Source organism: Mesorhizobium sp. P160187, assembly GCF_057766425.1.
Genome location: NZ_JBYMDX010000003.1, coordinates 718,315 through 736,381 on the forward strand (window position 1 = coordinate 718,315; position 18,067 = coordinate 736,381).

Annotated in this window: 16 protein-coding genes; 8 read left to right on the forward strand and 8 right to left on the reverse strand. The window is 65.4% G+C overall.

Annotated features, from left to right (window positions below):
* The first annotated feature begins 72 nt into the window (after nt 1-72).
* Together AC3CCE_RS06770 and rsgA are read left to right on the forward strand one after the other, a co-directional pair.
* Nucleotides 73-1,668 (forward strand): GMC family oxidoreductase, encoded by a 1,596-nt coding sequence (locus AC3CCE_RS06770; protein WP_352624785.1) that lies wholly within the window; start codon nt 73-75, stop codon nt 1,666-1,668.
* A gap of 854 nt (nt 1,669-2,522) precedes the next feature.
* Nucleotides 2,523-3,548 carry a ribosome small subunit-dependent GTPase A gene (rsgA, locus tag AC3CCE_RS06775; RefSeq protein ID WP_488377118.1) on the forward strand — a complete coding sequence of 342 codons (1,026 nt, stop codon included), beginning with the start codon at nt 2,523-2,525 and terminating at the stop codon, nt 3,546-3,548.
* A gap of 60 nt (nt 3,549-3,608) precedes the next feature.
* Here rsgA and AC3CCE_RS06780 read toward each other — a convergent pair whose 3' ends face one another.
* The 7 genes from AC3CCE_RS06780 to AC3CCE_RS06810 are packed head-to-tail and all read right to left on the reverse strand — an operon-like array spanning nt 3,609 to nt 9,923.
* Nucleotides 3,609-4,400, reverse strand: coding sequence for a sugar isomerase domain-containing protein (locus AC3CCE_RS06780; RefSeq protein WP_023686509.1), 792 nt, complete (start codon nt 4,398-4,400; stop codon nt 3,609-3,611).
* A gap of 37 nt (nt 4,401-4,437) precedes the next feature.
* A complete protein-coding gene (locus AC3CCE_RS06785; RefSeq protein WP_023683130.1) occupies nt 4,438-5,208 on the reverse strand; it encodes a GntR family transcriptional regulator in 771 nt (256 codons plus the stop codon).
* On the reverse strand, nt 5,205-6,080 hold the full coding sequence (locus AC3CCE_RS06790; RefSeq protein ID WP_352624790.1) for an ROK family protein: 876 nt from the start codon (nt 6,078-6,080) through the stop codon (nt 5,205-5,207). Before AC3CCE_RS06790 ends, AC3CCE_RS06785 begins: the two co-directional genes overlap by 4 nt.
* Nucleotides 6,077-6,817, reverse strand: coding sequence for a PIG-L deacetylase family protein (locus tag AC3CCE_RS06795; protein WP_023698618.1), 741 nt, complete (start codon nt 6,815-6,817; stop codon nt 6,077-6,079). The genes AC3CCE_RS06790 and AC3CCE_RS06795 overlap by 4 nt, the downstream gene beginning before the upstream one ends.
* A complete protein-coding gene (locus AC3CCE_RS06800; protein WP_352624792.1) occupies nt 6,814-7,671 on the reverse strand; it encodes a carbohydrate ABC transporter permease in 858 nt (285 codons plus the stop codon). Before AC3CCE_RS06800 ends, AC3CCE_RS06795 begins: the two co-directional genes overlap by 4 nt.
* Entirely contained in the window at nt 7,668-8,600 is a 933-nt protein-coding gene (locus AC3CCE_RS06805) for a carbohydrate ABC transporter permease (RefSeq protein ID WP_031196540.1), read from the reverse strand. The genes AC3CCE_RS06800 and AC3CCE_RS06805 overlap by 4 nt, the downstream gene beginning before the upstream one ends.
* Before the next feature lie 48 nt (nt 8,601-8,648).
* Nucleotides 8,649-9,923 (reverse strand): extracellular solute-binding protein, encoded by a 1,275-nt coding sequence (locus AC3CCE_RS06810; protein WP_352624794.1) that lies wholly within the window; start codon nt 9,921-9,923, stop codon nt 8,649-8,651.
* A gap of 316 nt (nt 9,924-10,239) precedes the next feature.
* On the opposite strand from AC3CCE_RS06810, the gene AC3CCE_RS06815 reads away from it, so the two are divergent.
* From AC3CCE_RS06815 to AC3CCE_RS06825, 3 genes are read left to right on the forward strand one after another with little or no spacing between them, the layout of a single operon-like run.
* Nucleotides 10,240-11,532: an ABC transporter substrate-binding protein gene (locus AC3CCE_RS06815; RefSeq protein ID WP_352624796.1), complete on the forward strand. Its 1,293-nt coding sequence runs from the start codon at nt 10,240-10,242 to the stop codon at nt 11,530-11,532.
* Nucleotides 11,532-12,422, forward strand: a complete 891-nt coding sequence (locus AC3CCE_RS06820; RefSeq protein ID WP_352624798.1) for a carbohydrate ABC transporter permease — start codon at nt 11,532-11,534, stop codon at nt 12,420-12,422. Before AC3CCE_RS06815 ends, AC3CCE_RS06820 begins: the two co-directional genes overlap by 1 nt.
* Nucleotides 12,419-13,282, forward strand: a complete 864-nt coding sequence (locus tag AC3CCE_RS06825; protein WP_352624800.1) for a carbohydrate ABC transporter permease — start codon at nt 12,419-12,421, stop codon at nt 13,280-13,282. Before AC3CCE_RS06820 ends, AC3CCE_RS06825 begins: the two co-directional genes overlap by 4 nt.
* 6 nt (nt 13,283-13,288) lie before the next feature.
* On the opposite strand, the gene AC3CCE_RS06830 is transcribed toward AC3CCE_RS06825, so the two are convergent.
* Complete coding sequence (locus AC3CCE_RS06830) at nt 13,289-14,473, reverse strand: Gfo/Idh/MocA family protein (protein WP_352624802.1); 1,185 nt, start codon at nt 14,471-14,473, stop codon at nt 13,289-13,291.
* A 302-nt stretch (nt 14,474-14,775) separates the two neighbouring features.
* On the opposite strand from AC3CCE_RS06830, the gene AC3CCE_RS06835 reads away from it, so the two are divergent.
* From AC3CCE_RS06835 to AC3CCE_RS06845, 3 genes are all read left to right on the forward strand, one after another.
* Complete coding sequence (locus AC3CCE_RS06835) at nt 14,776-15,663, forward strand: MurR/RpiR family transcriptional regulator (protein WP_352624804.1); 888 nt, start codon at nt 14,776-14,778, stop codon at nt 15,661-15,663.
* Between the two features lie 79 nt (nt 15,664-15,742).
* Complete coding sequence (locus tag AC3CCE_RS06840; protein WP_352510323.1) at nt 15,743-16,525, forward strand: SDR family oxidoreductase; 783 nt, start codon at nt 15,743-15,745, stop codon at nt 16,523-16,525.
* Nucleotides 16,522-18,057, forward strand: coding sequence for a mannitol dehydrogenase family protein (locus AC3CCE_RS06845; RefSeq protein WP_352624806.1), 1,536 nt, complete (start codon nt 16,522-16,524; stop codon nt 18,055-18,057). Before AC3CCE_RS06840 ends, AC3CCE_RS06845 begins: the two co-directional genes overlap by 4 nt.
* The last annotated feature ends 10 nt before the right edge of the window (nt 18,058-18,067 follow it).

Consider the following 18,067-nt stretch of genomic DNA (forward strand, 5'->3'; position numbering starts at 1 on the left):
GTTTTCTCGGACAAATCGGGAAACCGTTTTGTCCGGAGATCATGCTCCAACAAAGAGAACCCGGGAGTGGAAATGACGGATTACATCATTGTCGGCGGCGGTTCGGCTGGCTGCATTCTGGCCGCCCGGCTGAGCGAGGACCCGGACGTGTCCGTCGTGCTGCTCGAGGCCGGTCCGCCCGACACCGACCGCTACATCCATTTGCCGGTCGGCTTCTTCAAGATGACGTCGGGGCCGCTGATCTGGGGTTATGACACCGCGCCCGGCAAGGAGATCGATGGCCGCACCATGGTCTATCCGCAGGCGCGTGTGCTCGGCGGCGGCTCCTCGATCAACGCCCAGGTGTTCACCCGCGGCTGCCCTGAGGATTATGACGGCTGGGCGACTGAGAATGGCTGTGCCGGCTGGAGCTATGCCGACGTGCTGCCCTACTTCGTCCGCTCCGAGGGCAACGACACTTTTGCCGATGCGCAGCACGGCACTGACGGCCCGCTCGGCGTCTCCAGCGGCGCGCCGCATCCGCTGACCCGCATCTTCGTCAAGGCGGCGCAGCAGGCGGGCCTTCCTTTCCGCGCCGACTTCAACGCCGGTGAGCAGGCGGGCGCCGGCTTCTACCAGACGACGACGCGTCGGGGGAAACGCTCGAGCACGGCGGTCGCCTATCTGAAGCCGGCGCTCGGCCGCAAGAATCTGACGCTACGCACCGACGCCTCGGTCAGCCGCATCGTGGTCGAGAACGGCCGCGCCATCGGTGTCGAGATCATCGTCAATGGCCGCACCGAACTGCTCCGCGCCGAGCGCGAAGTCATCGTCGCCGCCGGCGCCATCGGCTCGCCGAAATTGCTGATGCTGTCCGGCATCGGCCCGGCCGTGCATCTCGGCCATCACGGCATCGAGGTGGTCCACGATTCCAAAAACGTCGGCCAGAATCTGCACGATCACATGGACGTCGATGTCGTCGCCGAGCTCAACGGACCGCATGGCATCGACCGTTACAAGAAGAAGCGCTGGCAGGCGGTTGCCGGTCTTGAATATGCGCTGTTCGGCAAGGGGCCGGTGGCCTCCAACATCGTCGAGGCCGGCGGCTTCTGGTGGGGCGACCGCGCGGAGAAGACGCCGGACATCCAGTTCCATTTCCTGCCCGGCGCCGGCGTCGAGGAAGGCATCGGCTCGGTTCCCGGCGGCAATGGCTGCACGCTGAACTCCTACCATGTGCGCCCGCGTTCGCGCGGCAGCGTCACGCTCAAGTCCGCGGACCTGCGCGATGCGCCCATCATCGACCCCAACGCGTTCGCCGAGCGCTATGATCTCGAACGCGCCATCGACGGCATCGAGATCAGCCGCGAAATCCTGTCGCAGCCAGCCTTCGCCAGATACATCAGCCGCGAGCATCTGCCCGGCAAGGCGATGCAGGGGCGCTCAGCACTCGAAGCCTTCGCCCGAGAACATGGCCGCAGCGCCTATCACCCAGTCGGCACCTGCCGGATGGGCGGCGATGCCGACAGCGTCGTCGACCCCGAGTTGCGCGTGCGCGGGCTGCAAGGCCTGCGTGTCTGCGACAGCTCGGTCATGCCGAGCATCGTGTCGTCGAACACCAACGCCGCCGTGGTCATGATTGCGGAGAAGGCTGCGGATCTGATTGCGGGGCGAACGCTGCCGGTGGCGTAAGCAGGACAATCGCATGTGGTGGCGCCACGCGATTGCCCTGCCTTGAGCACCTGTCGCTGAGCGCATAGCACTCGAACCGCACTAAAAACGACAGCCTCCCGCAGCGCCTTCAACCGACGCTTGCGCAACCCACCAACCGACAGGAAACCCCCGGTTGCGGGCTCGTTGCCGACGCCTGCGCGGGGATGTGAAAGCGCTTTTGCGCCAGTTCCGCGATCACACCATATGAACCGATCCAAGCTCTGCTAGCTTGTGGGCGTGGGACTTGTCCCGCTTTGGCCGGTGCTTCAGGCAACCCCATCCCAACCCCCCGCCCCCTGCGGTACCGGCCATCCCCCTCCCCCTTTTGGCAGGCTTCTCGACCTGCCATCCTCAGCCGTCCCTGCCAACTTCGAGGTCGACGACGAGGCCTGATGCGTGGCATGCAAATCAAGACCATCGGCAGCGTATCGAGGGATTTCACATCGGCTGTCTGGACGACGTCCTGGAGAGCGACAGATCGGGGTCGAGCCGCCTCAGCTCCCGGTTGATGGCCGCCAGGCGCTCCGGTTCGCCCTTCCGTGTTGCAGACATTGAGAATAACGGGGCGTAAGCGCATAGGATTTTTCCTCAATGTTGAACGACCCTCGACGCACGCGACGCGGATAGGTGCCACGATAGGGTTCCGTGTCTGGTGACGTTCAGCGAACCACCGCCTCGATGCGTTCCACGCGGTGCGCGAAACGGCTTGGCCATCGGCGCGGTTCGGCTTGCCAAATGCCGCCATGCCGCCCATACACGGCTTGAACAACCGCCCCGAGGGTCCGCGCCCATTTTGCCAAAGGATACTCTCCGATGTCTGTGACGCCGTCGCCGTGGTCAAAACCGTGACGGCTTCCCTCGCAAGCCTGGGCTGGACGGATTTCTTCGGCGACCAGCTTGAAGCCGATGAGGCAGACCTCGTGCCGACGCGCATCGCCTCGGTGCACCGCGACCGCCTGGCCGGCCTGTCCCGGGCAGGGCCAGTGGATCTGACGCTGCCGGCCAATGCCAACACCGGCGACTACGCCGTCGGCGACTGGGTGCTGGTCGAGCAGCATACACATCTGCTGCGCCGCCGGCTGACCCGCAAGACGGTGCTGGAGCGCCGTACCCAGGGCGGCAGGATCCCGCAGCTGGCCGCGGCCAATGTCGACACGCTGTTCATCGTGACGTCCTGCAATGCCGATTTCAACATCGCCCGGCTCGAGCGCTATCTGGCGCTGGCCAACCAGGCCGGAACGACGCCGGTGATCCTGCTGACCAAGGCCGACACCGCTGACGATGCCGAGAGATACCAAAGCCAGGCCGCCGCCCTTCAGCGTGGTTTGCCCGTAGTGACGCTGAACCCGCGCGTCGCCGATGCCGCAGCGGCGCTTGCTCCCTGGTGTGGCGCAGGGCAGACGGTGGCGCTGGTCGGCTCCTCCGGGGTCGGCAAATCGACGCTGGTCAACACGCTGGCCGGATCGGCGCAGCAATCGCCGCAACAGACCGCGGGCATCCGGGAACACGATGCCAAGGGTCGCCACACCACCACAGCCAGATCGCTGCACGCCATTGCCGGCGGCGGCTGGGTAATCGACACGCCGGGCATGCGCACGCTGCATGTCAGCGACGTCGCCTCCGGCATCGACACGCTGTTTGCCGAAATCACCGAGCTCGCACCGCTGTGCAAATTCCGCGACTGCACCCATGTCCACGAACCGGGCTGCGCGGTGCAGGCTGCGTTGAAGGCGGGTACGCTCGACCCCGAGCGCCTTGCCCGCTGGCGCAAGCTGTCGGAGGAAAACCAAGGCAACACGCCGGTTCAGAGCGGGCCGCGCGGCAACAAATCGCCCGCGGGCCGCCCGAAGCGGCGTTGAGCGGATAGGAATTGAGGAACGAGACTTCGGAGGCCCGGCATGTGCCGGGCCTCCCTTTTTTCACTCTCCGCGCATCGTTGCCTGGAAGGTTGGCAGGTGCTTCTGCTGCGCCTCCAGCATGCGCTCGCGGTAGACGCCGTAGATGACGTCGGTGTCGTGCAGCGTCACGCCGGCAATGGTCGGCGAGGCGAAGACCGGCAGTTCGATGCCGCGCTTGGCGAGCTGCTCGGCGGTGCGCGCGATCAGCTCATGCGCCAGGATCATGGCAAGCACCGTCGACGAGCCCGACACCGGCCGGCTCCAGCCCTCGACCGGCACGATGGCGTCCTCGATCGGCGAACAGGTGTCGATGACGAGGTCGGCGGCATCGGCCAGCCGCTTGCCGGAGGAGTGCGTCGCCGGCTTGTCCAGATTGTTCTTGCTGGTGACCGCGACGACGAAGATGCCGCGCTTCCTGGCGTAGAGCGCGGTGTCGATGCCCGACGAGTTGCGGCCGCTATGGCCGAAGATGATGATCGAATCGCCCTTGTTGAGCGGCTGGTGGTCGAGGAATTTTTCGGCGTATCTTTCCGTACGCTCCAGCCACAAAAGCTCGCGCACGCCGCCGGCGCCGAGCACATTGTGCCACATCACGCGCGGGTCGGTCAGGGGGTTGAAGCCGACATAGCTGCCATAGCGCGGAAACACTTCCTGCACCGGCAGCACCGAATGGCCGGAGCCATAGAGATGCACCAGCCCGCCGCCCTCGAGCGAGTCGGCAAAGCGGCTGGCGGCCTGGCCAAAGGCCTCTTCATTGGCTTTCGCAGCCTGGTCGATGAGGGCGGCGAGACGGTGGATGTAGAGATCGGACACGTGGGTACTCCTGTTTGATGTGTCGGTCTGGAATGGATCAGCTTCTCGGATTCAGCGGCACGCGTCCGGCGCGCAGCGTCGAGCGGATTTCGTAGCGGTCGCCGCGCATGATCGAGACGGTGAATTCGAACGGGCCGCGCTCGTCGGTGGTGATGCGTTCGACGACGAAGGCCGGGCTGCCGACGGCGAGGTCGAGCAGTTCGGCATCCGCCGCGCCGACCGCGCCGACCCGGTAGTTCTCCCGCGCGGCCACCGGCACGATCCCGTAATGGCGCTCCAGCGCCTCGTAGAGCGAGCCCTGCAGCAGGCCGGCATCGAGGAAGCCCGGCACGCGCACCGCCGACAGCTGCGCCGTCTGGATGCCGATCGGCTCGTTGTTGCCGAGCCGCAGCCTGCGAATGCGCACCACCGGATCGCCCTCCTCGATCTCCAGCGCGCCGGCAGCCGCCGCATTGGCGGTGGTCAGGCTGCAGTCGAGCAGGCGCGAGCCCGCGACCACGCCCATATTGCCCATCTCCTGGGTAAAGCTGGTCAGCTCGCGCGTGCCGGCGACCAGCGTGGTCGAGCGCACGAACGTGCCGCGGCCATGTTCGCGCCTGAGCAGCCCGGCCTCCTCGAGATTGCGCAGCGCGTGGCGCAGCGTGATACGGCTGACGCCGAACAGGGCGCACAGCCTGTCCTCCGCCGGGATCTGGTCGCCCGTTGCCCATTCGCCGCTCTTGACGATGGCGCGGATCGCCTCTTCGACCTGATACCAGAGCGGCTCCGGCCGTCTGCGGTCCGGCTGCTGAAAGCTTGCTTCGCTCATCGCACATGCCTCCACCCTTGCCCAACGGCGCCGGCCAGCGCCGCGCCGACGAGGCCGGCGCGGGGACCGAATTTTCCGGGCTTGACGTCGATGCCGCGCAGATGCGGCGGCAGTTGGCGTCGCAGCGCTGCAAGCAGCGGCGGCCGGATCACATCCAGCGCCTCCGCCAAACCACCCGAAATCAGAACCGCTTGCGGATCGAGCAGCGCGACAGCGCCTGCAAGCGCGGTGCCGAGCTGTCGCGCCGGCAGTTCAAGCAAGGTGAGTGCAGCCAGCTCGCCGGCCTGGGCAGCGGCGATCAGCTGGCGGCCGTCGGCAAGGCCGATCTGTCCGGCAAGGCCATCGAGCGCCCGGCCCGACGCGACGCGCTCCAGCCAGCCGCTGCGCTCCTCGCCATGATCTTTGACGTCGGCGCAGGCCCAGCCGAACGAGCAGGCGCCGCCATGCGCGCCGGCAACGATGCGGCCATTGGCCAGCACCGCCGAACCGATGCCGGTGCCGATGGCGAGCAGGATCGCTTCCGACATGTTTTTCGCACTGCCTTCGACAGCCTCCGCCAGCAGCGCAATCTGCGCGTCATTGCCGAGCGCTACGCGCAGTTTGGGAAACAGCGGCTGGATATCGACGCCGTCGAGGAACGGCAAGTTGGGGATCCAGCGGCAGATTGAGCCCTCGACCAGACCCGGCACCGCGATGCCAAGCGCTGAGACCGACCCGGCCTCAGCGCACAGCGCGTCGATGCGCGCAATGAAGGCACCAAGGGTTGCCGGCGCCGGCTCGCTGCCCAGCGCCTCCAACGCACCGACATCGCCCGTAGATACGGCGGCGCGCAGATTGGTGCCGCCGAGATCGATGGCGAGTACCCGCCTCATCGACCGGACCCTTTGCCGAAGGGGAGCGAGAACAGGCCGCTGCCGGCATTCCACGAATGCGACGCCGCCGCGAAGGCCTGCGCATGGCGCGTGCCACGCAGGCAGCCGCGCAGCCGGTAGAGCGAACTGTAATAGTCGACATAGGGGAAGCTGCTCAGGCCGCGCGCCAGCTCATACTCCATGACCGCGTCGCGCCAGGCCTCGAACCCGTCGCTGACATCGACGAGATGCTCGGGCCGGAAGCCGTCATCGTCCTCCCAGTTCTCGCCGAACAGCAGCAGTTGCGGCGTGTGCGCCGGATGGTCGCTGGCAACGGTCGGCAGTCCGGCGAAGAAGATACCGGTCTTCGTCAAATGCGCGGCGGCGCGATGGTCCTTGTGCCAGCTGCCATGCCAATGGGTGATGACGATCTCGGGTTTCAGCTCGCGAATGATGTCGCCCACTTCGAGCGCCGTCTGATCGTCTGTGGGCAGGAAGCCGTCGCGCAGGCCAAAGCTACGCATGGCGACGCCGAGCCGCTCCGCCGCGCTGCCCGCTTCCTCTTCCTTCTGCACGCAATAATGCGCGGGAACCAGGTACGGATGGCCCTGCTCACCCATGGTCAGATGCAGGAAGGTCACCGTGGCGCCGCGCTTGACGGCAGCGGCCGCCAGCGGCCCGGCCATCACCTCGGCATCGAAGGCGTGTGCGCCGACCACCAGGATGGATTTCGCCGCATAAATCCTGTCTTCGATCATTTCATGCCCCCTCCGGTGCCGACGCCTTCGCGAATCTGCCGCGCCAGCAGACAATACATGATCAGGATGGGCGCCATGGATATCGCCAGCGAGGCGAACACCAGGCCCCAGTCGGTGCGGAACTGGCCGACGAAGACGCTGATCGCCAGCGGCACCGTCTTGTAGCGGTCGTCGAAGATGAAGATCAGCGGGAAGAAGAAATCGTTCCACACCGCGATCGCGGTGAAGATTGCCACGATCGACACCGCCGGCTTGACCATCGGCAGGATGATCTGGAACAGGATGCGGACCTCGCCGGCGCCGTCCATGCGCGCCGCCTCGTCCAACTCGGAGGGCAAGACGCGCATGAAATTGGCGAAGATGAAGACGGCGAAGGGAATGCGGATCGCCGAATAGACCAGGATCAGCCCGGTCAGCGAATCCAGCAGGCCGAGATTGCGCATCAGCGTGAACAGTTCGACCGAGGCCAACCGGATGGGCAGCATGATGCCGGACAGGAACAGGCCGAGCATGATGGCATTCCAGCCAAGCTTGTAGCGGCTGAGCGGATAGGCGGCCATCGCCGAGACGACGATGGTGAGGATGACGGCGCCGCCCGTGACGATCAGGCTGTTGATGAAATTCTGGCCGAGATCGGCGCGCGTCCAGGCATTGATGAAATTGTCGAAGGCAAAGCTTTGCGGCAGGCCGAGCCTGTTGTCGTAGATCTCGGCCGTGGTCTTGAAACAGGAGACGATGAGGATGTAGAGCGGCAACAGCACGGCCGCCGTCCAAACGACCAGCACCGTCCAGCCGGGCAGCCGCGCCAGCGGCCGAGAGATGGCCGGTCTTTGTGAAATCGCCAGCGCGCTCATAGCTGCACCGTGCGGCGGTCGAAGAAGCGCAGCATCATGAGCGTGCCGATGCTGAGGATCAAAAACAGCACGGTGCCGAGCGCCAAAGCCAGACCGATATCGGTGATGCCGACAGCACCTTCCGCGCCGAAGGCCAGCCGGTAGAAGTACGTCACCAGCGTGTCGGTCGAATAGCTCGGATTGCCCTGCACGCCCTGCATGACATAGACGAGGTCGAACTGGTTGAAGGTGTTGATGAACGACAAAGTCGTCAGCGTGCCCAGCGCCGGCATCAGCAGCGGCAGCGCGATCGAGAACAGCATGCGCGCATTGCCGGCGCCGTCAAGTTTTGCCGCCTCGAAAATCTGGCCGGAAATCTGCCGCAGACCTGCCGTGTAGATCAGCACCGGCAGGCCCATCCAGTTCCAGGCATCGACGGCGATCAGCATGGCGAGCGCGGTGTGGCTGTTGCCGAGCACAGTCAGGCTGCCCTGGTGCAGGCCGAGCCCGTTCAGCGCCCATTCGACGACGCCACCCGGTGCCAAAAGCAACCGCCACAGCGCGCCAATGATGACCGGGCTCAGCACCGCCGGAAAGAAGAACACCGACTGGAAGAAGGCCGCACCCTTGTCGCGCAGGAATAGCAGCCAGGCGAACAACAGGCCGAGGCCATTTTGGAAGACCATGATGCCGAAGAACCAGGCGGTGTTGTGCCACAGCGCGCCGTAGATCCGCGCGCCGCTGGGGAAAACGAACAGCCTTGAGAAATTCGACAGGCCGGCGAACTCGACCATGCGCAGCCCCTTCCAGACGAAGAAGCTGCCCCAGAGCGACATCCCCAGGGGATAGAGGACGAACAGCGCATAGACCGCCAGCGCCGGCAGGATGAACAGCACGGCCATGCGCTGCTGCGTGCGGCGAAGGCTGCTGGTGCGGCGAAGGGTGCTCATGCGCTTTTCTGGTCCGTGAGAGGCCGGCCGCTTTGCGACCGGCCGCGCCTACTGCTTCGGCTTGAACCAGGTGGCGACTGCGGCCTGCATGTCGGCCGCCAGCTTCTCCGGCGCGATGTTGCCTTCGACCATGTCGATGATCTCCGACTGCAGCACCGAAGACGCCGTCGGCGACTGCCAGCGGAAGCCGACCAGCGTCAGATAGGGCGTCGAATTCTTCGCCATCTCCATCATCGAGGCCAGCACTGGATCCTTCACCGTCACATCCGTGCGGGCCGGCGGCCAGCCGAGCTCGTCGGCGAACATCTGCGCGAACTCTGCCGAAGCCATGAAGCCCAGCACCTTGGTCGCGGCTTCCTTGTTCTGGCTCTCGGAGACCAGGCCATAGGAGCCGTCGGAGAAGGCCGAGGTGTAGAGTTTTGCCCCGGCATCGTCGGCGGGGAACGGGAAGATCGAGAACTTCAGCTTCGGGTTCTGCGCCTTGAAGCTGCCGTTCTCGAACGAACCGCCGAGGAACATCGCCGCCTTGCCGCCGATGAACTGCTGCGTGGCGGTGGTGTAGTCGATGCCGGCGAAGCCGTCGGGGAAATACGGCTTCAGCTCGGCGAAGCGCTTCAGCGCCGCGACATAGCGCGGATCCTCGAAGGTCGCCTTGCTGCTCATCATCTGGTCGTAGAATTCAGGACCATAGACGGTCGGGCCGACGACGCCGACGGCGATCTCCAGTTCCCAGGCCGAGCCGTTGGCGCCGCCGGTGGCGATCGGCGTGATGCCGGCCGCCTTCAGCTTCTCGCAGACAGCGGTGAAATCCTTGTAGGTCTTCGGTATCTCGATGCCCTGGGCGGCGAAGATATCCTGGTTGTAGAAGACGCCCATCATCGGCACCGAATAGGGCACGCCATAGAGCTTGCCGTCGCTGCGGCCGCGCGCGCCGCCAAGCGCCGCGTCCTCCATGTTCTTCAGCTCCGGCACGCTGTCGTCCAGCGCGTCGAGATAGCCGGCCTCGACGAAGGGCTGCAATTCGCCATAGGCCTTGAGCTGGGCGATGTCGGGCCCGCGCCCGCCGCGCAGCGCCGTGCTCAGCCGGTTCTGGTAGTCGGCATCGGGCGTGAACTGGATGGCGACCTTGATGCCGGGATTCTTCACCTCGAAGGCATCGAAGATGCGGCGCATCGCCGCCTCGTCCTCGGTGCGCCAGCTCCACAGCGTCACCATGCTGTCGGCGGCTCGCGCCGGCAATGAGGCAAAGACGCCGGCGCAGGCGGCGGCAAGGCCGCCGATCAGCCTAAGCGCTGCGCGCCGGTGAAGTGAAAGCATGCTCATTGCCAGTCTCCCATTGTTCTCTGTCCTTGGCGTCCCGCGGCGTTCCCGTGCCGTGAGAAGTCATTGGTTCGGCAAAAGTCATTATAACGACATAGCGGTATTCGCAAGAGGTCTGCTGCGCCTCAGGAATGGCGGCGTTGGCCCCCTCACGACATTGCAGTACCTGCATCCGTTTGTTTGCTAACGATAAATATCCACATTCCAGCGCCGCAAAGAAATCTGTGACCGTACCATGTGAGACTTTTTCGCCAGCAAGCCCTTGCGTCGCCGCGCTGACTTGTCATAACCTCATGTGAACCGATAGGGAGGATGAGGAATGTCGTTTGCCTGGACGTCGAAACTGGCACTGGCCGCAGGCCTCGCCATCCTGCCCGCCACGGCCTGGGCGCAATCGGTCAACATCTCCTATCTCACCCACTGGTCGCCGGAGACGGTGGCGCTGCTGGAAGCGGCGGCCAAGGATTATGCCAAGACCAATCCGGATGTCAGCGTCACCGTGCGCGCCGTCCCCTTCGGCGACCTCCTGACCACGCTGCGCTCGCAAGGCGGCGGCGCGGACGGCCCAACCATCGGCGGCATCTACGATCTCTGGTTGCCGGAACTGGCGCGCGACAAGCTGGTCGCGCCCGCTCCCGATGCGGTGGCCAGCGAGGTCATGGCCGCCTGGCCGGCGGGCATCACCAGCGCCGCCTCTGTCGGCGGCACGCTTTATGGCATCCCCAACGAAATCGACGTCTATGCGCTGAACTACAACAAGGCGCTGTTCAAGCAGGCCGGCATCGCGGCGCCACCCAAGACCTGGGCCGAATTCAAGGATGCGGCCAAGAAGCTGACCAACAAGGATGCGGGACAGCAAGGCTTCGGCATGATCAATTCATGGGCCGCCGGCGTCGTCCACCCCTTCGCCTCGCTGCTGGTCTCCAATGGCGGCGACCTGGTCAAGAACGGCAAGCCGGTGCTCGACAACCCGCAGGCCGCGGAGACTTTCCAGCTCTATGAAGACCTGATCAAGTCGGGCGCCAGCGTGCCTTCGATGGCGACCGCCGACGCCAACACCACCGGCCCCTTCCTCAACAATTTCGTCTCCGGCAAGACCGGCATGATCATCATGGCCAATTGGTGGGAGAGCGCACTGAAGGCCGGCATGGGCGACAGATTCGCCGACATTGCAACGGCGCCGATTCCCGTCGGCCCGAGCGGCGACAAGCCGCATTCGATCTCCTACTCCTGGATGACCGTGGTCAACGCCAATGCAGGTGCCGCCGAGCAGAAGGCGGCGTGGGACTTCCTCGCCTGGCTGAACAATCCAAAGTCCGGCAAGAACGGCGCTTCCGCGATGTCGGATATCCTGATGTCGATGGGCATCCTGCCCTCACGCCTCTCCGACATCGAGGCGCACAAGGACAAGCTCGGCTCGGAATTCCTCTCCGGCTATGTCAGCGTGCTCACCGACGCCAAGCCGTTCCCTGTCGTGCCCGGCGGCCAGGAATTCTCGGAATCGCTGCAGCAGACGCTCGAGGCGTTGCAGTATGGCCAGGTCTCGGCCAAGGATGCGCAGGCGACGGCGCAGGCCGACGCCATTTCGATCCTGGAGCGCGCCGCCAAATAATGATTCAGAGGTACCGTGCCTCGGCGGGCATCATGCTGGCGCCCGCCGTGACGCTGATCGGCATCTTCATCCTGTTGCCGATGCTGCTCACCGTCTGGCTGTCGTTCCAGGACTGGTCGACGCAGACGCCGTTTTCCAGCGCCGGCTTCATCGGCCTCGACAATTTCCGCGAGATTTTTGGGGTCTCCTCGGTTGGCCGCGATTTCAAGGCCGCGCTCGCCAACACAGCCGTCTACACCGCGCTCTCCGTCATCCTCATCCTGCCTCTGTCGGTGGCCTTCGGGCTGATGGTCTACCAGCAGGATGTGCCCGGCGGCACGGCGCTGCGCACGGTGCTGTTTGCCACCTACATGGTGCCGATGATCGCTGTCGCGCTGGTGTGGTCGAAACTCTATTCGCCGAGCGAAGGCCCGCTCAACCAGATGCTCGGCCTTATCGGCATCGGCCCGCAGCCTTTCCTGTCGTCGCCGCGCTCGGCGCTGATCTCGATCGTCTTCCTCAATGTCTGGCAACAGGTCGGTTATTTCACCGTCTTGGCGATCGCCGGGCTGACGCAGATTCCCGGCAGCCTCTACGAGGCCGCAAAGCTCGACGGTGCCAACCGCTTCGAGCAGTTCCGCTTCATCACCCTGCCGCTGATGCGGCGCACGCTTCTGTTCAGCGCCGTCATCGCCATCATCAACGCCGTGCAGGTGTTCGAGCCCGTGGCCCTGATCACGCAGGGCGGGCCGGTCGGCTCGACCAATGTGCTCACCTACCACATCCGCCGCGTCGGCATCGAGCGTGCGCAGGGTGGACTGGGTTCGGCCATGGCGGTCATGCTGATGCTTTCGCTGATTGTCGTCGTCTGCGCGCTGTTTGCCTTCGCCAACCGGACGAACGACGAATGAGCGCGGGATCGTCGAGCCGGCTGTCGCGCCGGCGCCCGTCCGGCCGCAAGGCGCTGCTGGCGACGCTGATGCTGCTGGTCGCCGTCGCCTCGGCCTTCCCGCTGGTATGGATGGTGCTGTCGAGCCTCAAGACGCCGGCCGAGAGCATGCAGGTGCCGCCGGTGTGGATCCCCCTTACGCCGAGCCTCGACGCCTATGAGAAGGTGTCGGGCGTCGTCAATGTCGGCCGCTCGATGTGGAATTCTCTGGTCATCGCCTCGATCACCACCGCCGGCATCCTGCTGACCAGCATGATGGCCGGCTACGCCTTCGCCAAATACCACTTCCCCGCCAAGTCGCTGCTGTTTTCTCTGCTGATCGCCACCATGTTCCTGCCGCCGATCGTGACGCTGATCCCGCTCTATCGCCTGGTCGGCTCGATCGGCCTCAACGCCAGCCTCGCCGGCATCATCGTGCCCAATCTCGCCAACGCCTTCGGCATCTTCCTGATGCGCCAGTTCATCTCCGGCGTGCCCGACGACCTGATCGACGCCGCGCGCATGGACGGCGCCTCGGAGTTCTTGATCCTCTACAAGATCGTGGCGCCGAGCGTCGCTCCCGCAATCGCGGCTCTGGCCCTCTTCGCCTTCGTCTACCACTGGAACAGCTATCTCTGGCCGCTGACCGTGCTGCAGGGCAATGCCGACGCCTATCCGATCGTCATCAGCCTGAGCCGGTTGCTGAGCTACAACAGGGGCGCGGTCAACACCGGCCTGGTGATGGCCGGCGCGACGCTGGCCGTGCTGCCGCCGCTCATCCTGTTCGTCTTCCTGCAGCGCTTCTTCGTCGATTCCATCGTCGGTTCGGCGATCAAGGGATAGCTCGCCTCACCCGAACCTTGCCGCCGTCCAAGCCCCGCCCGCAGCATTCGACTCCACCGCCGCCGCGACAAACTTCACCCCGCGCGCGCCATCGATGACATCGGGCACCTGTGCCGCGCGCGCCGGATCAACCGTCCCGCCCGAACGGTGCGCGCGAACGATATCGGCGGCGTCGCGGTAGAAATTGGCGAAGGCCTCGATATATCCCTCCGGATGCGCCGCCGGCATGCGCGACACGCGCTGGCTCTCAGTGGTCGAGCCATGGCCGCCGCGCACCAGCGTGCGGGTCTCCTCGCCGTAGATGGAGAAGCGCAGTTCTTCCGGCCGGCCGCCCGACCATTCGAGCCCGGCTTTGTCGCCATAGATGCGCACCGAGAGATCATTGTAGTGGCCGGGCGAGGTCTGGCTGGCGAGGATCGTGCCGCGCGCCCCGCCGGTCCAGCGCACCAGCACATGCGCATTGTCGTCGAGCCGGCGTCCCGGCACGGCAGTGAACAGATCCGCCGACACCGCCTCGGCCTCACAGCCGGAGATATAGCTTGCCAGGTTGAAGGCATGCACGCCGATATCGGCCAGCACCGCCGACTGCCCGGCGCGCGCCGGATCGGTGCGCCACTCCGCCTGCTTCTGGCCCTCGGCGTCGATCGGCGTGGTCAGCCAGTCCTGGATGTAGGCGCCATGCACGGACACGATGCGGCCAAGCGCGCCCGCCGCCACCATCTCGCGCGCCTGGCGGACCATGGCGTAGCCGGTGTTGTTGAGCGTGACGACGAAGCGACGCTTTTTCTCCCGCGCCAGCGCCACCAGCGCCTCGGCCTCATCCAGCGTCGTCGACAGCGGCTTGTCGCAGATGACGTCGATGCCGGCCTCGAGAAAGGCCGTGGCGATCGGCGCGTGCAGATGGTTGGGCGTGACGATGACCACCGCCTCGATGCCGTCCGGCCGCGCTGCTTCGGTTCGCGCCATCTCGCGATAGTCGGCATAGCTGCGATCCGGCGCGATGCCGATCTCGGCGGCCGATGCGGCGGCGTTTTCCGGGTCCGACGACAGCGCGCCGGCGACCAGCACGATCTGGTCGTCGAGGCGCATGGCCAGCCGATGCACGGCGCCGATAAAGGCATTGCGGCCGCCGCCGACCATGCCGACCCTGAGCCGCTTGCCCGCCGATCCGTCCGATGTTGCGTAGACCATGTTTCCTCCTGGGAAGACAGTTTTTGCCGTCGTCGAGTTCTGTCGCGCCCCCCTCTGTCCTACCGGACATCTCCCCCACGAGGGGGGAGATCAGCCACCACAGCGGCCTTCGCCAATCTCAGACGTCGCAAGAGGGCGCCGAAGGCGAAACTGCCAATCTCCCCACCCGTGGGGGAGATGTCCGGCAGGACAGAGGGGGGCGCCGTAGAGCGCTGCTTTTGACCGCTCGCATCAGTCACACTTTCGAACATGATTTCCAATTTTCATATTGTAAAACGATCGTATCGCGCTAGCCTGAAATCATGAGTGGGGCAAGCAAGGCATCCGCACGGTCCAGCACCGACGAGGCGGCGACGCGCAAGCGCGGGCGCTCTCTGGCCGCGCTCGGCTACATCCAGCCGCAGACCTATGAGGAGCTGCGCGCGGTGCTGTCGTCGGGCACGGTGCATTTCCCCAAGCGGCTGCGCCAGGTGGCAATCTTCCTGTGGCAGCATCCGAGCGACGTCGCGCTCGGCACCATCGCGCAGGTTGCGGCACAGGCCGGCGTGCAGCCCTCGACGCTGGTGCGCTTTGCCCAGATCTTCGGCTATTCCGGCTTTTCCGATTTCCAGGGCCTGTTCAAGGAGCACATCAAGGGCTCATGGCCGGAAGGGCGCGGCGAACCGCGCACCGAGACCGAGCCCAATCTGCATTTCCTGCACGGCATGGTCGGCGCGTCGCAGGCCTCGCTTGGCCGCATCGAGGCGGGCTTCGATGTCGCGAGTTTCGACAAGATGGTGGCGCTGCTGGCGGCCGCCGAGCTGATCTATGTCATCGGCTCCAAGCGCGCCTTTCCCGTCACCGCCTATCTCTCCCTGACACTGTCGCAGCAGGGCGTGCGCAATGTGCTGGTCGACAATGTCGGCTCCTCCGCACTCGACCAGATCGGCTGCATCAGCGGCCGGGATGCCGTGCTCGCTGTCTCGTTTAGCCCCTACAATTCGATCACGCCCGATCTCGTCGCGGTGGCGCATGAGCGCAAGGCGCGTATCGTCACCGTCACCGACAGCACCTTCAGCCCGCTGATCCCGCTCTCGGACAGCTGGCTGGAAGTGGTGGAATCCGACTTTGCCGGCTTCCGCTCACTGGCGGCCTCGCTCGCCGTTGGGATGGCGCTGGTCCATGGCGTGGCGGCGCGGCGCGGCGAATGAGGCGTCACTGGTCCAATTGACTATCGGGAATTGCCGTTCCATATTTCTCAAAATAGAAACTTTATTCCCGGGAGGAGGAATGGAGATCCGGCTTGACGGCAAGGTGGCTCTGGTCACCGGGTCGACGCAAGGCATTGGCCGCGCCATTGCCGAGTCGCTGGCGCGTTCCGGTGCCGCCGGGCTGCTGGTCACCGGCCGAGAGAAGACGCGTGGCGAGGCTGTGGCGGCCGAGCTTTCGCAAATGGGCACGCCGACCATCTTCGTCGCCGCCGACCTTGCCGATCCTGACGCCCCCACCCTTCTGGCGCAAGCCTGCATCGAGCGCTTCGGCCGCATCGATGCGCTGGTCAACGCCGCCGGCCTGACCGATCGCGCCTCCTTCCTCGACGCCAGCCTCGACGACTGGGCGGCGCTGTTTGCCGTCAACACGCGCGCGCCGTTCTTCCTGATGCAGGCGGCGATTGCCGACATGAAGCAGCGCGGCCAAGGCGGCGCCATTCTCAACATCCTGTCGATCAACGCCCATTGCGGCTCGCCGGAGCTTGCCGTCTATTCCGCCAGCAAGGGCGCGCTGGCGACGCTGACCAAGAACGCCGCCAACGCCCACCGTTTCGACCGCATCCGCGTCAACGGCATCAATGTCGGTTGGACGGACACGCCGGCCGAACGCATCATGCAGGCGGAGACTTTGGGCAACGGCCCTGGCTGGCTCGACAAGGCCAATGCCGCGCAGCCTTTCGGCCGGCTGCTGACGCCGAACGATATCGCCAGCCTCGCCGTCTTCCTGCTCTCCGACGCGGCCGGCCCTATGACCGGTGCGGTGATCGACCAGGAGCAAACGGTGATCGGGGCGAACCGGTGAGCGCTTCCACCGAAACGCTTGGGCCGGCGCTGCTCGACCGCTTGCCGGCCTCGGTCCAGACACCGTCCTATGACCGTACGCTCCTCTCGCCCGGCATGGCGCATCTCGGCGTCGGCGCCTTCCACCGCAGCCATCAGGCCGAATACACCGACGATCTCATCTCGCTGCGCTTCGACCGCTGGGGCATCGTCGGCATCAACATCCGTCCGCCCAGCCTTGCCGACACGCTGGGACGGCAGGGCGGGCTCTACACAAGGCTGATCCGCGAGAACAGCCATATCGAGGCACGTGTGATCGGCAGCATCGTCCGGGTGGTCGACAGCCAGGAGAGTGCGGCACCGGCGCTCGGCGTGCTGATCTCACCCGATATCGAGCTGGTGACGATGACGGTGACCGAAAAAGGCTATTGCCACGTCCCGTCCAGCGGCGAACTCGACCTTGGCCATCCCGACATCGTCCACGACCTCGCCAACCCCGAGACGCCACGCAGCGTGCCCGGCCTGCTGGTGCGGGCGCTGGAGCAGCGCAGGGCCACACATGAGCGACCCATAACGTTTCTCTCCTGTGACAACATCCCGACCAACGGTACTATTCTGAACAATGTCGTGCGGACGTTTGCCGAACGGCGGAGCAAAGGGCTGGCCCGCTGGATAGAGGCCAATGTTGCCTTCCCCGCGGCCATGGTCGACCGCATCGCGCCGGCGGTGACGCAGGATGACCTCGATAGTGTCGAGCAGTGGTTCGGCTACCACGATGCCGCCGTCGCTGTCGGTGAGCCGTTCCGGCAGTGGGTGATCGAGGAAAAATTCGCCGGCCGCATGCCGCGCTGGGATCTGGTCGGCGCCACCTTCGTCGACGACGTCACGCCGTTCGAGCATCTCAAGATGCGGGTGCTGAACGGCGCCCAGACGACACTGGCGACGCTCGGCGTGCTGGCCGGGCTCGAGCACACATCGGACGCCATAGCCAACCCACTGCTGTCGGACTTCATCCGGCGCATGCTGGTCGAGGAGACGCTGCCGACGCTGATGCCGGTGCCGGGCGTCCTGCCCCTTGCCTATGTCGAGCAGAGCCTTGCCCGGCTGAAGAACACCGCGATCCGCCACCGCAACCACCAGGTCGCCACCGACGGTTCGCAGAAGATCGTCCAGCGCCTGCTCAACCCGATCCGCGACCGGCTCGCGATGGGCCAGAGCATCGGCCTGCTATCGGTGCCGGTCGCCGGCTGGATGGCCTATCTGATCCGGGCCTCGGATCGCTTTGAAAGACGCTGGCCGGTGTTGGATCCCTATGCCGGCAAGGTCGCCGCGATCGCCGATGCGACCGGTCACGATGCCAGCGCGCTGGTGTCCGCCATCCTTGCCATCGGCGGGATATTCGACCCCGGCCTTGCCGCCGACGATACGTTCCGCGCGGCCGTCACATCGGCGCTGGGCGACCTGCTGTCGGACGATCCGATGGCGGCTGTCCGGCACAGTCTCGAACAAGATGAGGTCGCGAGGTTGAAGCGATCCAAACAATCGGCATTATAGTCGTCGGGGT